12 protein-coding genes, 1 tRNA gene and 2 pseudogenes are annotated in these 14,022 nt (G+C 69.4%); 9 read left to right on the top strand and 6 right to left on the bottom strand.

Going from position 1 to position 14,022, the window contains the following annotated elements:
* Window positions 1–33: 33 nt before the first annotated feature.
* The 5 genes from BWR60_RS22255 to BWR60_RS22235 all read right to left on the bottom strand — a co-directional run bounded on the left by BWR60_RS22255 (window position 34) and on the right by BWR60_RS22235 (window position 5,631).
* Complete coding sequence (locus BWR60_RS22255) at window positions 34–1,461, bottom strand: gamma-aminobutyraldehyde dehydrogenase (RefSeq protein WP_088153219.1); 1,428 nt, start codon at window positions 1,459–1,461, stop codon at window positions 34–36.
* A 12-nt stretch (window positions 1,462–1,473) separates the two neighbouring features.
* Complete coding sequence (locus BWR60_RS22250; RefSeq protein ID WP_088153218.1) at window positions 1,474–2,319, bottom strand: ABC transporter permease; 846 nt, start codon at window positions 2,317–2,319, stop codon at window positions 1,474–1,476.
* Entirely contained in the window at window positions 2,309–3,256 is a 948-nt protein-coding gene (locus BWR60_RS22245; protein ID WP_088153217.1) for an ABC transporter permease, read from the bottom strand. Before BWR60_RS22245 ends, BWR60_RS22250 begins: the two co-directional genes overlap by 11 nt.
* Complete coding sequence (locus BWR60_RS22240) at window positions 3,253–4,284, bottom strand: ABC transporter ATP-binding protein (RefSeq protein WP_088153216.1); 1,032 nt, start codon at window positions 4,282–4,284, stop codon at window positions 3,253–3,255. The genes BWR60_RS22245 and BWR60_RS22240 overlap by 4 nt, the downstream gene beginning before the upstream one ends.
* A 183-nt stretch (window positions 4,285–4,467) precedes the next feature.
* Window positions 4,468–5,631, bottom strand: a complete 1,164-nt coding sequence (locus tag BWR60_RS22235; RefSeq protein ID WP_088153215.1) for an ABC transporter substrate-binding protein — start codon at window positions 5,629–5,631, stop codon at window positions 4,468–4,470.
* A gap of 201 nt (window positions 5,632–5,832) precedes the next feature.
* Between BWR60_RS22235 and BWR60_RS22230 the strand changes: the two genes are divergently transcribed.
* Complete coding sequence (locus BWR60_RS22230; RefSeq protein ID WP_088153214.1) at window positions 5,833–6,186, top strand: hypothetical protein; 354 nt, start codon at window positions 5,833–5,835, stop codon at window positions 6,184–6,186.
* Between the two features lie 24 nt (window positions 6,187–6,210).
* Here the strand turns inward: BWR60_RS22230 and BWR60_RS22225 are convergent, their stop codons facing one another.
* Entirely contained in the window at window positions 6,211–7,131 is a 921-nt protein-coding gene (locus BWR60_RS22225) for a LysR family transcriptional regulator (protein ID WP_034845196.1), read from the bottom strand.
* A 361-nt stretch (window positions 7,132–7,492) separates the two neighbouring features.
* Here BWR60_RS22225 and BWR60_RS22220 point away from each other — a divergent pair, with 361 nt between their 5' ends.
* From BWR60_RS22220 to BWR60_RS22190, 8 genes and pseudogenes are all read left to right on the top strand, one after another.
* Window positions 7,493–8,908: a DEAD/DEAH box helicase gene (locus BWR60_RS22220; RefSeq protein WP_088153213.1), complete on the top strand. Its 1,416-nt coding sequence runs from the start codon at window positions 7,493–7,495 to the stop codon at window positions 8,906–8,908.
* 53 nt (window positions 8,909–8,961) lie between these two features.
* The gene (gene dusA / locus BWR60_RS22215; RefSeq protein ID WP_088153212.1) at window positions 8,962–9,963 is read left to right on the top strand and encodes a tRNA dihydrouridine(20/20a) synthase DusA; all 1,002 of its coding nucleotides are present in this window, start codon (window positions 8,962–8,964) and stop codon (window positions 9,961–9,963) included.
* Between the two features lie 80 nt (window positions 9,964–10,043).
* Window positions 10,044–10,118, top strand: a tRNA-Val gene (locus BWR60_RS22210).
* An 87-nt stretch (window positions 10,119–10,205) separates the two neighbouring features.
* On the top strand, window positions 10,206–10,520 hold the full coding sequence (locus BWR60_RS22205) for a BA14K family protein (RefSeq protein WP_088153211.1): 315 nt from the start codon (window positions 10,206–10,208) through the stop codon (window positions 10,518–10,520).
* Between the two features lie 89 nt (window positions 10,521–10,609).
* Window positions 10,610–11,440 carry a DUF3108 domain-containing protein gene (locus BWR60_RS22200; RefSeq protein WP_088153210.1) on the top strand — a complete coding sequence of 277 codons (831 nt, stop codon included), beginning with the start codon at window positions 10,610–10,612 and terminating at the stop codon, window positions 11,438–11,440.
* A 108-nt stretch (window positions 11,441–11,548) separates the two neighbouring features.
* The gene (glmU, locus tag BWR60_RS22195; RefSeq protein ID WP_230983140.1) at window positions 11,549–12,925 is read left to right on the top strand and encodes a bifunctional UDP-N-acetylglucosamine diphosphorylase/glucosamine-1-phosphate N-acetyltransferase GlmU; all 1,377 of its coding nucleotides are present in this window, start codon (window positions 11,549–11,551) and stop codon (window positions 12,923–12,925) included.
* Window positions 12,926–13,126 (top strand): annotated as a pseudogene (locus tag BWR60_RS39025) (glutamine--fructose-6-phosphate transaminase (isomerizing)); the annotation flags it as partial.
* Window positions 13,124–14,022, top strand: a pseudogene (locus BWR60_RS22190) (glutamine--fructose-6-phosphate transaminase (isomerizing)); the annotation flags it as partial. The pseudogenes BWR60_RS39025 and BWR60_RS22190, both read left to right, overlap by 3 nt.

Here is a 14,022-nt window from a genome sequence, read left to right as displayed (position 1 = left end):
GTTTCGCTCGCAATGACGGGAAGGTGAGAGGTTTCAGCTGAAGTTCATCATCACATGGCGGACGACGGTGTAGTCCTCCAGCCCGTACATCGACATGTCCTTGCCATAGCCGGACATCTTCAGCCCGCCATGCGGCATCTCGCTGGTCAGGGTGAAATGGGCGTTCACCCAGACGCAGCCATATTGCAGCCGGGCCGCTGTCTTCAGCGCCGTCTTCACATTCGACGTCCAGACCGAGGAGGCGAGACCGTAATCGCTGTCATTGGCCCAGGCGATGGCGGCGTCCGGGTCGTCGAAGCGGGTGACCGAGACCACCGGGCCGAACACCTCCTTGCGCACGATCTCGTCGGTCTGCAGCGCGCCGGCCACCAGGGTCGGCCTGAAGAAGAAGCCGTCGCCCTCGGCCTTGCCGCCGCCGGCCAGGATCTCGGTGTGCTTCTGCGCCGCCGCGCGCTCGACGAAGCTGGCCACCCGGTCGCGCTGGCGCTCGCTGATCAGGGGGCCGAGCTCGCTGGCCGCGTCGTCGGGCGCGCCGTATTTCAGGCTGGCGACGGCGCCGGCCAGGTCGGCCACCAGCCGGTCATAGATCTTCGGGCCGGCATAGACCCGGCAGGCGGCGGTGCAGTCCTGCCCGGCATTGTAGAAGCCCCCGGCGCGCACACCCGCCACCGCCGCCTCGACATCGGCGTCGTCGAACACCAGCACCGGCGCCTTGCCGCCGAGCTCGAGATGCGTGCGCTTCAGGTTCTTCACCGCCGCCTGCAGCACCTTCTGGCCGGTGGCGATGTCGCCGGTCAGCGACACCATGCGCACCTGGGGATGGGCGGTCAGGGCCGAGCCGACCGTCTCGCCGCGGCCGGCGACGACGTTGATCACGCCCTTGGGGAAGATCTCGGCCAGGGTGCGGCCCAGCTTCAGCGCGGTCAGTGGTGTCTGCTCCGACGGCTTCAGCACCACCGTGTTGCCGGCGGCCAGGGCCGGGGCGATCTTCCAGGCCAGCATCATCAGCGGGTAGTTCCACGGCGCGATCGACCCGACCACGCCGATCGGGTCGCGCCGGATCATGCTGGTGTGGTTGGTGACGTATTCGCCGGCGGCCGAGCCGATCAGGCAGCGCGTCGCCCCGGCGAAGAAGCGGAAGGTGTCGATGATCGCCGGCATCTCGTCTTCCAGCACCCGGGCATAGGGCTTGCCGCAATTCTGCGACTCCAGCCGGGCGAAGGCCTCGGCCTCGCGCTCGATGGCGTCGGCCAGCTTCAGCAGATGCCCGGCGCGCTGGGCCGGGGTGGTCAGCGACCAGCTCTCGAAGGCGCGGGCGGCGGCGGCCACGGCGGCGTTGAGCTGGGCCTGCGACGCCTCCGGCACCTCGACGATCAGCTTGCCGGTCGCCGGGTTCAGCACCTTCTCGGCCTGGCCTTCGCCCTTCACCAGAGCGCCGTCGATCAGAAGCTCGATGTCCATGAAATGTCTCCCTTACTTACCGGAGCCGGAAAAGTCGTGGGTGTCACGGGTGAGGTAGTAGGCGCCGAGGATCGGCAGGAACGTCACCACGATGACGATGATGGCGACGACATTGGTCACCGGCCGCTGCCGCGGCTTGATCAGTTCGGTCAGCATCCAGATCGGCAGGGTCTGCTGCTGCCCGGCGGTGAAGGTGGTGACGATGACCTCGTCGAAGCTGAGGGCGAAGGCCAGCATGCCGCCGGCCAGCAGCGCGGTGGCGATGTTCGGCAGCACCACGTGGCGGAAGGTCTGGAACCCGTCGGCGCCGAGATCCATCGACGCCTCGATCAGCGAGCCGGAGGTGCGCCGGAACCGGGCCAGCACGTTGTTGTAGACGACGACGATGCAGAAGGTGGCGTGGCCGATGACGATGGTCCAGAAGCTGAACGGGATGTCCAGCAGCGAATAGGCCGACCGCAGGGCGATGCCGGTGATGATGCCGGGGAGCGCAATCGGCAGGATGATCAGCAGCGACAGCGTCTCGCGCCCGAAGAACCTGCTGCGCCAGACCGCGGCGGCGGCGCAGGTGCCCAGCACGATGGCCAGCAGCGTCGCCATCGCCGCGACCTTCACCGACAGGCCGAGCGCGGCCCAGATGTCCGGCCGCTCCAGCCAGGCCACGCTGAACCAGTGCAGGGTCAGGTCCGGCGGCGGGAACTGGAAGGTCTTCTCGTCGCTGGAGAAGGCGTAGAGCAGGATGAACAGCAGCGGCACATGCAGGAACAGGATGCCGGCCAGGGCCGACAGGCGCAGGCCCCAGGGGGCGCGGGTGCCGGCGGTGAGCTTGCCGCGCGTAGCGGTGGCGTCAGAGCGCATCGAAGGCCCCCAGTCGCTTCGCCGCCGTCAGGTACACGGCCATGATCGCGATCGGCACCACGGTGAAGGCGGCGGCCAGCGGCACATTGCCGGCGGTGCCCTGCAGCTGCAGCACCACTTGGCCGATGAAGGGGCGGGAGGAGCCGATGATGCCGGGGATGATGTAGTCGCCGAGGGTCAGCGAGAAGGTGAAGATCGATCCGGCGACCACGCCCGGGAAGGCCAGCGGCAGGACCACGGTGCGGAAGGTCTGCCCCGGCCTGGCGCCGAGATCGGCCGAGGCCTCGGTCAGCGACCGCGGCACCCGCTCCAGAGAGGCCTGCACCGGCAGGATCATGTAGGGCAGCCAGATGTAGACGAAGACCGTGGCGGTGCCGAGATAGGCGCTGGACAGCGACGGGCCGCCGACCACCGGCAGGGCCAGGATGCCGTCGAGCAGCCAGGTCAGGTGCAACTGGCCGGCCAGCCAGGTGACCACGCCCTCGCGCGCCAGGATCAGCTTCCAGGCATAGACCTTGACCAGGTAGCTGGACCACAGCGGCAGCATGATCGCGATGTAGAAGGCCGCCTTGGCCCGGCCGCGGGCATAGCGGGCGGCGTAATAGGCGATCGGGAAGGCGATCAGCGCGCACATGATGGTGACGGTCGCCGCCATCACGCCCGTGCGCAGCACGATGTCCATGTTGGCGGCGGTGAACAGGTCGGCATAGGTCGACAGGGTGAATTCCGGGACGATCATCCCGGTGAAGCCGTCGACCGAATAGAAGCTCTGCAGCAGCAGCGCGAACAGCGAGCCGAGATAGATCACGCCCAGCCACAGGACCGGCGGCACCAGCAGCAGGAGCAGCACCAGCCAGCCGTTGCGGTACAGCAGGCGGGCGGCCCGCCGGCCGACGCCGTCCGCGGCCGGGGCGGGGAGGGCGGCGGCGACGCTCATGCCGCGGCCTCGGTCAGCGGGTGGGCATGGTCGCGCCGCCAGGCGAGGCGCACGGCCTGGCCCGGGGATTTCGGCACCGCGTCGAGATTGGATTCGACCACGTCGATGGCGCCGCCTGGGGCCAACGCCACGCGATAGCGGGTGGTGGCGCCGAGGAAGCTGACCCCGTCGACCGTGCCCGCCACCTCCACCGCATCCGCCGGCACCGCCTGGCCGTTGGTCAGGATGCGGATGCGCTCCGGCCGCAGGGCGAAGGGTCGGGCCTGGCCCATCAGCTTCCCGGCGGTGGCGGCATCCACCATGTTGGAGGCGCCGACGAAGCCGGCGACGAAGGCGGTGGCCGGCCGGTCGTAGATCGCGCCCGGCGTGTCGATCTGCTCGACCCGGCCCAGGTTGAACACCGCCACCCGATCGCTCATCGCCAGGGCCTCGCCCTGGTCGTGGGTGACATAGATGAAGGTGATGCCCACCTGGCGCTGCAGCGCCTTCAGCTCCTCCTGCATCGCCTCGCGCAGCTTGAGGTCGAGCGCGCCGAGCGGTTCGTCCAGCAGCAGGACTGAGGGGCGGTTGACCAGGGCGCGGGCCAGGGCGACGCGCTGGCGCTGGCCGCCCGACAGCTGGGCCGGCCGGCGGCCGGCGAAGTCGCCGAGCTTGACCATGCCCAGCATCTCCTCCGCCTGCCGGCGGCGCTCGGCCTTCGGCACGCGCCGGATCATCAGGCCATAGGCCACGTTCTCCCACACGCTCATATGCGGGAACAGGGCGTAGTCCTGGAACACCGTGTTGACGTCCCGGTCATAGGGCGGGGTGGTCGAGACGTCGCTTCCGTGCAGCAGCAGATGCCCGGATGTCGGCTGCTCGAAGCCGGCGATCAGGCGCAGGCAGGTGGTCTTGCCTGAGCCGGAGGGGCCGAGCATCGAGAAGAACTCACCGTCGCGGATCTCGAAGCTGACGTCGTTGACCGCCCGCACCGCCCCGAAATGGCGGCTGACATGGTCGAAGCGGACGGCAAGGCTGCGATCGGTCATGGGGGATGGCCTGTGGGTATGCGAATGCGATGCGGCGCGGCCGGCTCCCCCTCACCCGAAATCGCTGCGCGATTTCGACCTCTCCCCAAGGAGAGGTGAAGGAGCTGCAATCCGGTCCCTCTCCTCGGGGAGAGGGAGGGGCCCGGCCCGCTTGGGCCGGGAGGGTGAGGGGGCGAGAGCGGTCTATCTTCCGCCCAGGATCGCGATGTAGTCCGTGGTCCAGCGCAGATAGGGGACGCAGCCTTCCGGATGGTCCGCGCACTGCTGTCGCGGCGTGGTCCAGAAGTGGATCTTGTCGAAATTCTCGAAGCCGTTGGCCTTGCAGCCCTCGGCGCCCAGCAGCTCGTTGCCCTCGCAGGCGGCCGGCACCACCGGCACGGACCCGAACCAGGCCGCCAGGTCGCCCTGGACCTTCTTGCTCAGCGAATGCTCGATCCATTTGTAGGCACAGTTCGGATGCGCCGCGTCCGCATGCAGCATGGTGGTGTCGGCCCAGCCCGTCGCCCCTTCCTCGGGGATCACGCTCGCGATCGGCTTGTTCTGCGACTTCAGCAGGTTGACCTGGAACGGCCAGGTCGAGGAGGCGACGACGCCCTCATTGATGAAGTCGTCGACCTGGACCGACGCGTCGTGCCAGTAGCGCATCACCAGCTGGCGCTGGCCGCGCAGCAGGTCGGTCGCCGCCTTGTACTGCTCCTCGTTCAGCTGATAGGGGTCCTTGATCCCCAGCTCGGGCTTCGCCTTCATCAGGTACAGCGCCGCATCGGCGATGTAGATCGGCCCGTCATAGGCCTCGATCCGGCCCTTGTTCGGCTTGCCGTCGGGCAGGTTCTGCGGCTCGAACACCACGCTCCAGCTCTTCGGCGGGGTCTTGAACACGTCGGTGTTGTAGGCCAGCACATTCGGGCCCCACTGGTAGGGCACGCCGTAATGCTTGCTGTCGACGGTGAACCAGGCCGCGTTCTGCAGCCGCTGGTCGATCGTCTTCCAGCTCGGCACCAGGTCGGTGTTGATCTCCTGCACCCGCTTTCCGTAGATCAGGCGCAGGCTGGCGTCACCGGAGGCGGTGACGAGGTCGAAGCCGCCCTCGTTCATCAGCGCCACCATCTCGTCCGAGGTGCCGGCGATCTTGACGTTGACCTTGCAGCCGGTCTCCTTCTCGAAGCCGGTCACCCAGTCATAGGCCTTGTCGGTCTCGCCGCGTTCGATGTAGCCGGCCCAGGCGACGATATCGACCTGGCCCTCGCCGTCCCCGATCTTCGCCAGCGGCGCGGCGCCGGCCAGGGTGGTGGTGCCGAACACCAGGGCGCTGCCCAGAGCGAGCATCCGGCGAAGCTGCGATCCCATCTCGATCTCCCCGTTGATCGTGTTGTTGGAGAGAATGGTAGGTCCGTTGCCGGAACACCGAGAAATATGAAATATCCGGTTTTACTATCGGGAAAACCGATGGCTTTGCATGCCGATCGCCGCGTTCCGTTCACCGCACCGCCCGGAAACGGCCCTATTGGTCGATGAGGCTCGGTCCGGTGAATAGTCGGGGGGAGAGGAATGGACATCTGGCTGATCCTGGCCGGCGGTGCGATGCTGGCAGGAGGGTGGATTGCATGGTGGTTCACCTTCGGCCGCTTCCTGCTCGATCTGCAGAGGCGCTTCATCGGGACATATGTCGGCGTGGCTCTGCGCGGGTTTCGCCTGTACCGGCCCTGGCAGGCGTGGCTGGGACGGCGCCTGGGCTACGACATCTCGGGGACGGCCAAGGTCGAGGACTTTCTGCGCCTTGAACCCTCGCGGCTGGGCCAGATCGTCGGTGCAGCCGGCTTCGTCCTCACCTTCCTGGGCCTGTCCGTGATCCTCGAAGGGATCCGCGGGCGCGGCTTCATGGGCCTCACGATCTTCAACTGATCCGGGCTGGCACCGTCCGGCCGGCTAAGCCTGCAGTGACCGCAGGCGAGGGGCCGGGTGGGTGCGGGCGACCTGGATAAAGGTCTCGGCCTGGGTCGAGAGCGGCGAGCCGCGGCGCCAGACCACGCCGACATCCAGCGTCGGCAGCGGGTCGGCCAGCGGCCGGGCCTCGATCCGGTCGCCTTCCAGCGACCAGGGGCGGTAGGCCATGTCGGGCAGGATGGCGACGCCGGCGCCGGTCGCCACCAGGCTGCGCACGGCCTCCACCGACGCCGTTCGCAGCACCCGCTTCGGGATCAGCCCGGCGGCGCGCCAGAGCAGGTCGCTGGCCTCGACGATCTCGTCCACCGCCAGCGCGATCAGCGGCTCGTCGACGATCTCGGCCAGCGGGATCGCCTCGCGCCCCATGAAGCGGTGGTCCGGCGGCAGCCACAGCCGGCTCTCGGAGCGGACCAGGATCTCGCTCTCCAGCGCGTCGCGGTTGTCGAGGGTCGAGACGATCATCACCGCGACCGCGATCTCGCCATTGATCATCAGGTGCTCGATATAGCTCCGCTCCTCCTCGATCACCTCGACCGTGACATTCGGGAACACCCGGCGGAACCGGGCCAGCAGGTCGGCCAGGAAATAGCCGGAGACCATGGTGGTGACGCCGAGAGGCAGGGTGCCCTGCACCGCCTCCGGCAGGGTCTTCAGCGCGTTCTGGGCATCAGCCACCGCCGCCAGGATGGTGCGGGCATGGCGCAGGAACTGGTGGCCGGGATAGGTCAGGATCACCCCGCGGGCGTGCCGCTCGAACAGCTTCGCGCCGGTCTGCTCCTCCAGCGCCTTCAGCGCGTCGGTGATCGCCGATTGCGAGATGCCGACCGCCGCGGCGCCGCCGGAGACCGAGCCGGCCTCGGCCACCGCAGTGAAATACGCGATCTGACGCAGCGTCACGTTCATGCGCTTCACGGTCCCGCGGCCCGATCTCGGCCGCAAGGAAAATCGATGGACGGTGAGAGACGATCGGTGAAACCGAACGAAACTTTCTGAGGCGCCATGCAGGGCAGGAATGCAAAGCCGCGACAGCCTTGACTTTTGTGCACTGCGCAACGACATTCCGGGCGCTGCAGTGGTTTGGTCCACAGGACAGCCGTCGGCCACCGATCGCGTGAGCGCTCCCTCCGGGATGCGTCCTGTCGGTCCCGATCGAACCCATCCGACTGCCCAGATCGCGCGGGGCGTCACCGTCAACCCGCGCTTATCGCCCCGACCCGGACGCACCGGTCGGCGGCCCGGCGTCGTTGTTACCGAAAGTTCCCCTTTGACCAGTTTTACCGATCTCGGCCTGAACCCGCTCCTCCTCAAGGCGCTGGCGGCCGAGGGCTACGAGACCCCGACGCCGATCCAGGCGCAGTCCATCCCCCATCTGCTGCAGGGCCGTGACCTGCTGGGCGTCGCCCAGACCGGCACCGGCAAGACCGCCGCCTTCGCCCTGCCGATCCTGCACCGGCTGATGGCCGACCGGCGCACCGCGCCGCGCCGCGGCTGCCGCGCTTTGGTGCTGAGCCCGACGCGCGAGCTGGCCAGCCAGATCGCCGAGAGCTTCCGCGTCTACGGCCGCCACCTGCCGCTGACCCGCACCACCGTGTTCGGCGGCGTCGGCATGGGTCCGCAGATCCGCACCATGGCGCAGGGCGTCGACGTGCTGGTCGCCACCCCGGGCCGGCTGATCGACCTGATGTCCCAGGGCGCCATCCGCCTCAACGAGCTCGACGTCTTCGTCCTGGACGAGGCCGACCAGATGCTCGACATGGGCTTCATCCACGCCATCCGGAAGATCGTCGCGACCCTGCCGGCCAAGCGGCAGAGCCTGTTCTTCTCGGCCACCATGCCGACCGACATCTCCGACCTGGCCGGCCGCCTGCTGACCGACCCGGTGCGGGTCGAGGTCGCGCCGGTCGCGACCACGGCCGAGCGCATCGACCAGCGCGTCATGTTCGTCGAGAAGGACGACAAGCGGTCCCTGCTGACCGAGATCCTGCGCGACGACGAGAGCATCCGCCGCGTCCTGGTGTTCACCCGCACCAAGCACGGCGCCGACCGGGTGGCCAAGCAGCTGACCCAGGCCGGCATCGTCGCCGACGCGATCCACGGCAACAAGTCGCAGAGCCAGCGCGAGCGCGCCCTGCTGGGCTTCCGCAACGGCAAGGTCCGGGTGCTGGTGGCGACCGACATCGCCGCCCGCGGCATCGATGTCGACGGCGTCACCCATGTGATCAACTTCGAGCTGCCGAACGTGCCGGAGAGCTATGTCCACCGCATCGGCCGCACCGCGCGCGCCGGCGCCGACGGCATGGCGATCTCGTTCTGCGACGTCGAGGAGCGCGCCTATCTGCGCGACATCGAGAAGCTGATCCGCCAGCCCGTGCCGGTGGTGGAGGAGCATGCCTACCGCTCCACCATCCCGTTCCGGCAGGGCAGCGCCGGCCCGGCCCCGCGCGGCCAGGGCCGTCCGCAGCAGCGCAGCGGCCGCCCGCAGGGCGGTCAGGGCCAGCGCCCGCATGGCCATGGCGGCCATCACGGCCAGGGGCAGCGGCCCCAGGGCCAGAACGGCCAGCGTCCGCATGGCCACGGGCACCAGGGCCAGCGCCCGGCGCAGCAGGGCGGCGACCGCCGCCAGGCGCCGGCCAATGACGGCGGCTCGGCGCCGATGCGCCGCCGCCCGGTCGGCCGGTAACCGACAGAATGCCGGGGCTTCGGTCCCGGCGTCCTTCTGGATAGACTGCGGCCATGACTCCGACCGCCGACAAGCACCGCCTCTCCGTGGCGCCGATGATGGACTGGACAGACCGGCACTGCCGGTTCTTCCTGCGCCAGGTCTCGCGCCGCGTCCGGCTGTACACCGAGATGGTGACCACCGGGGCGGTGCTGCATGGCGACCGCGACCGCATCCTCGGCTTCTCCGAGGCGGAGCAGCCGGTGGCGCTGCAACTCGGCGGCAGCGACCCCGAGGCGATGGCCCGCGCCGCCGCCATCGGTGCCGACTGGGGCTATGCCGAGATCAACATGAATGTCGGCTGCCCCAGCGACCGGGTGCAGTCCGGCCGCTTCGGCGCCTGCCTGATGGCGGAGCCTGCGACCGTCGCCGCCTGCGTCGCGGCGATGCGCGCCGCCTGCGACGTGCCGGTCACGGTCAAGTCGCGCATCGGCATCGACGACCGCGACAGCTATGAGGAGCTGGTGGCCTTCATCGACACCGTCGCCGAGGCCGGCTGCGACACCTTCATCGTCCATGCCCGCAAGGCGTGGCTGAGCGGGCTGAGCCCGAAGGAGAATCGCGAGATCCCGCCGCTGCGCTACGACGTGGTGCACCGGCTGAAGCGCGACTTCCCGCATCTCACCATCGCCATCAATGGCGGCATCACCTCTCTCGACGCCGCCGAGGCGCAGCTCGCGCATCTCGACGGGGTGATGATCGGCCGCGAGGCCTACCAGAACCCCTGGGTCCTGGCCGAGGCCGACCGCCGGATCTTCGGCGAGGACGGACCGGTCCGCAGCCGCCGCGACGCGATCGACGGCTTCCTGCCCTATGTCGAGGCGAACCGCTCCAGGGGCGTGCCGCTGGGATCCATGACCCGCCACATCCTGGGCCTGTACCAGGCCGTGCCGGGCGCCCGCGCCTTCCGCCGTCACCTCGCCGAGAACGCCCATCGCCCGGGGGCGGGGCCGGAGGTGCTGCGCGCCGCCGTCGACCTGGTCGAGGCCGCGATCGAACAGCGCCGGGCGGCCTGACGAAAAGACGTCGGGGCCGCCGCATTGCGGCCTTGACAGCCGGGGTGCCGCCTCGTACTTAAGCGGCCCCGACGACGCGGGGGCGCGTAGCTCAGCGGGAGAGCACTCCCTTCACACGGGAGGGGTCACAGGTTCAATCCCTGTCGCGCCCACCATCCTATCCCCCCGATAGCCTTCCCCATTGTCGACACAGTCTTCCGCTAGCGAGGCCGATATCCATCGGCCATTCGAGCGGAGGATCCATGGCTGCGAAAGCACGTGACACGGCGGGTCCGGGGCTGCGGACAGTCCTGGCGTCGCTGGCGCTGGCGGCGATGGTCGCGATCCCGGCGCCATCCCTCGCGCAGGATTTCCTGACCCCCTATCTGGACTCGCAGAGATACGACAATCTCCGGCGCCACCAGCAGCGGATCCAGCAGCAGCGGCGTGCCGGGCAGCAGGCCCCGGCCAGCCTGTCGCAGCACCAGCGCGCCTGCGCCCAGCGCTATCGCAGCTATGACCCGCGGACCGACCTCTATGTCGTGCGGCCCGGCGTGACGGCCCGCTGCCGCCTGTAGGCGACGCGTCAGCCCCTGGATATCGCCGCAATCGCGCCCCAGTTTCTTCGCAGTCTGCCGTCCCCGTCGCCGCGAGGTTCCTGACGCGCATGCACCGCCTCATTCCGATCGCCGCCTCCGCCATGGCTCTGGCCGCCGGCCCCGCCATGGCCGCCGATGCCAGCGCCCGCATGACCTATGACGTCTATGTCGGCGGCCTGCGCATGCTGGAGGTGACGTCGGGCGTGTCGCTGGGCAGCGACCGCTACGACGTCGACCTGTCGGCCCATGTCGTCGGCATCGCCGCCACCTTCAGCGACTGGCGCTCGAACGTGCAGTCGAGCGGCGCCCTGCAGGGCCCGCAGGTGCGCCCGGCGCGCAATGTGGTGGAGCGGATCAACGGCGACGACGCCCGGACCACGACCATCACCTTCCTCGGCGGCGGCCGGATGGATGTCGAGATCGTGCCGAGCAAGAAGCCGAAGCGGGCGCAGACCATCCCGCCGGAGCAGCTGGTGCATGCCGTCGACCCGCTGAGCGGCGTGGTCTCGATCCTGCAGGCCCTGCATGTCGGCGCCGCGGCCTGCAAGGGCCAGGTGCCGGTGTTCGACGGGCGCCGCCTGTACCGCGCCGACCTGGCCGATGGCGGCACGGTGATGCTGCAGAAGGCCGATCAGGGGATGTATGGCGGCGAGACCCAGCGCTGCACCCTGACGCTGACGCCGATGGTGGGCGACTTCAACTTCGGCGACGAGCGGCGGACCACCAAGCCGACCGAGTATTTCCAGCGCAGCTCCCGCGTGTCGGACGAGCGGGTGATCGAGACCTGGCTGGCCTCGCCCGGCGGCGGCTTGCCGGCGGTGCCGGTGCGGATTCAGAGCGAGTCGCCCTGGGGCCTTGTGGTGGTGCATCTGCGCGCGGCGCAGGCCGGTGCCTCCTGATCTCAGCCGGGCCGCGTAACCCGTCGAAACAATAATTGAATTTGCCTTTCGGCCCGGCCGTGGCAGACCACGCGGGACGCTGTTCCGTGATTGTGGAGCCATCGCCCCGTGAGTGCTGTCGCCTGTCTCATCCTCGCCGCCGGCAAGGGCACGCGGATGAAATCCGACCGTCCCAAGGTGATGCATGAGCTCGCCGGCCGGTCGATGCTCGGCCATGTCGTCGCTGCCGCCCAGGCCCTGGCGCCCGAGCGGATCGCCGTGGTGGTCGGCCCGGGGATGGAGGCGGTGGCGAAGAGCGTCGCCCCGGTCCCGACCTTCATCCAGCCCGATCAGCGCGGCACCGGCGACGCTGTGCGCGCCGCGCTGCCGGCGATCGACGGCTTCGAGGGCGACGTCATCGTGCTGTTCGGCGACACGCCGCTCCTGACCACGGCGACGCTGGAGCGGCTGGTCGATGCCCGCCGTGCTGCGGCGGATCCGGCGGTGGTGGTGCTGGGCATGCGCCCGGTCGACCCGCTGCAATATGGCCGGCTGGTGCAGACCCCCGATGGCGGCCTCGACCGCATCGTCGAGTATTCCGAGGCCAGCGCGGATGAGCGCCACATCGGGCTGTGCAACGCCGGCATCATGACCTTCGACGGCCGCCGCCTGCCGGAGCTGGTCGCTGCGCTGCAGGCGAACAACGCCAAGGGCGAGTTCTTCCTGACCGACACGGTCGAGGCCGCCCGCGCCCGCGGCTGGGCCTGCAGCGTGGTCGAGGGCGACCCGGACGAGGTGCTCGGCATCAACTCCCGGGTCGAGCTGGCCGATGCCGAGGCGATCCTGCAGGACCGGCTGCGCCGCAGCGCTATGCTCGGCGGCGCGACGCTGATCGACCCGAAGACCACTTGGCTGTCGGTCGACACCAAGCTTGGCCGCGACGTGGTGGTCGGCCCGTCGACTTTCTTCGGCCCCGGCGTCACGGTCGAGGGCGGGGTCGAGATCCTGGGCTTCAGCCATATCGAGGGGGCGACGATCCGCAGCGGCGCCCGCATCGGGCCCTTCGCCCGGCTGCGCCCGGTCACGGTGGTGGGCGAGGGGGCGCATATCGGCAATTTCGTCGAGCTGAAGGCGGCGGACCTCGCCGCCGGCGCCAAGGCCAACCACCTGACCTATCTCGGCGACGTCTCGGTCGGCGAGAAGACCAATATCGGCGCCGGCACCATCGTCTCGAACTACGACGGCTACAACAAGTTCCGCACCAGCATCGGCGCCGAGGTCTTCGTCGGCTCCGACACCGTGCTGGTGGCGCCGGTGACGGTCGGCGACCGCTCCAACATCGCCGCCGGCAGCGTCATCACCCGCGACGTGGCGCCCGACGCGCTGGCGATCGGCCGGGCGCGGCAGGAGGACAAGCCCGGCTGGGCGCCAGGCTATCGCGAGAAGAAGAAGGCCGAGAAGGCTGAACGTGAGCGAAAAGCTGGGCGGGCGCAGGAGAAGAGCTGAATGTGCGGCATCGTCGGCATCGTCGGGACCCGGCCGGTGGCGTCCCGCCTGGTCGAGGCGCTGAAACGCCTGGAATATCGCGGCTATGATTCCGCCGGCATCGCCACGCTGGTCGGCGGCCGGATCGAGCGCCGCCGGGCCGAGGGCAAGCTGGCCAATCTGGAGCGGCGCCTGGGCGAGGACCCGGTCGACGGCACCATCGGCATCGGCCACACCCGCTGGGCGACGCATGGCCGGCCGAGCGAGACCAACGCCCATCCGCACGCGACCGACCGGGTCGCCATCGTCCACAACGGCATCATCGAGAATTTCCGCGAGCTGCGCCGCGAGNTCGGCATCGGCCACACCCGCTGGGCGACGCATGGCCGGCCGAGCGAGACCAACGCCCATCCGCACGCGACCGACCGGGTCGCCATCGTCCACAACGGCATCATCGAGAATTTCCGCGAGCTGCGCCGCGAGCTCGAGGGCCTGGGCCATGTCTTCGCCACCGAGACCGATTCCGAGATCGTCGCCCATCTGGTCAGCCACTATCTCGACCAGCAGCTGGCGCCGCGCGAGGCCAGCGCCGCCGCGCTGAAGCGGCTGGAGGGAGCCTTCGCCCTGGCCTTCCTGTTCACCGGCGAGGAGGACCTGCTGGTGGTGGCCCGCCGCGGCTCGCCGCTGGCCATCGGCTTCGGCGACGGCGAGATGTATGTCGGCTCCGACGCCATGGCGATCGGGTCCTGGACCGACCGGATCTGCTATCTCGACGAGGGCGATTGGGCGGTGATCGCCCGCTCGGGCGTCGAGATCTACGATGCCGGGGACCAGTCGGTGGAGCGGCCGGTGAAGCCGATCGCCCAGACCGGGGCGCTGATCGGCAAGGGCGATTTCCGCCACTACATGCTGAAGGAGATCTACGAGCAGCCGGCGGTGGTGGGCGACACGCTGCGCACCATGCTGGACCCGGCGACGCGCGCCATCGTGCCGCCGCCGTTGCCCTTCGACTTCGCCGATGTGCCGCGCGCCACCATCGTCGCCTGCGGCACCGCCTTCTATTCCGGCATGGTGGCGAAATACTGGTTCGAGACCGTGGCGCGGCTGCCGGTCGAGAT

This window comes from Inquilinus limosus (assembly GCF_002195995.1).
Lineage (GTDB): Bacteria > Pseudomonadota > Alphaproteobacteria > DSM-16000 > Inquilinaceae > Inquilinus > Inquilinus limosus_C.
This window is presented reverse-complemented; position numbering and strand designations above follow the sequence as displayed.

Excerpts from the sequence above, each read along its gene's own strand:
- BWR60_RS22230 (WP_088153214.1), top strand. The coding sequence starts at position 5,833 with ATGGACATCTGGCTGATCCTGGCCGGCGGTGCGATGCTGGCAGGAGGG.
- dusA (WP_088153212.1), top strand. The coding sequence starts at position 8,962 with ATGACTCCGACCGCCGACAAGCACCGCCTCTCCGTGGCGCCGATGATG.
- BWR60_RS22225 (WP_034845196.1), bottom strand. The coding sequence starts at position 7,131 with ATGAACGTGACGCTGCGTCAGATCGCGTATTTCACTGCGGTGGCCGAG.
- BWR60_RS22250 (WP_088153218.1), bottom strand. The coding sequence starts at position 2,319 with ATGCGCTCTGACGCCACCGCTACGCGCGGCAAGCTCACCGCCGGCACC.
- BWR60_RS22205 (WP_088153211.1), top strand. The coding sequence starts at position 10,206 with ATGGCTGCGAAAGCACGTGACACGGCGGGTCCGGGGCTGCGGACAGTC.
- BWR60_RS22200 (WP_088153210.1), top strand. The coding sequence starts at position 10,610 with ATGCACCGCCTCATTCCGATCGCCGCCTCCGCCATGGCTCTGGCCGCC.
- BWR60_RS22235 (WP_088153215.1), bottom strand. The coding sequence starts at position 5,631 with ATGGGATCGCAGCTTCGCCGGATGCTCGCTCTGGGCAGCGCCCTGGTG.
- BWR60_RS22240 (WP_088153216.1), bottom strand. The coding sequence starts at position 4,284 with ATGACCGATCGCAGCCTTGCCGTCCGCTTCGACCATGTCAGCCGCCAT.
- BWR60_RS22255 (WP_088153219.1), bottom strand. The coding sequence starts at position 1,461 with ATGGACATCGAGCTTCTGATCGACGGCGCTCTGGTGAAGGGCGAAGGC.
- BWR60_RS22245 (WP_088153217.1), bottom strand. The coding sequence starts at position 3,256 with ATGAGCGTCGCCGCCGCCCTCCCCGCCCCGGCCGCGGACGGCGTCGGC.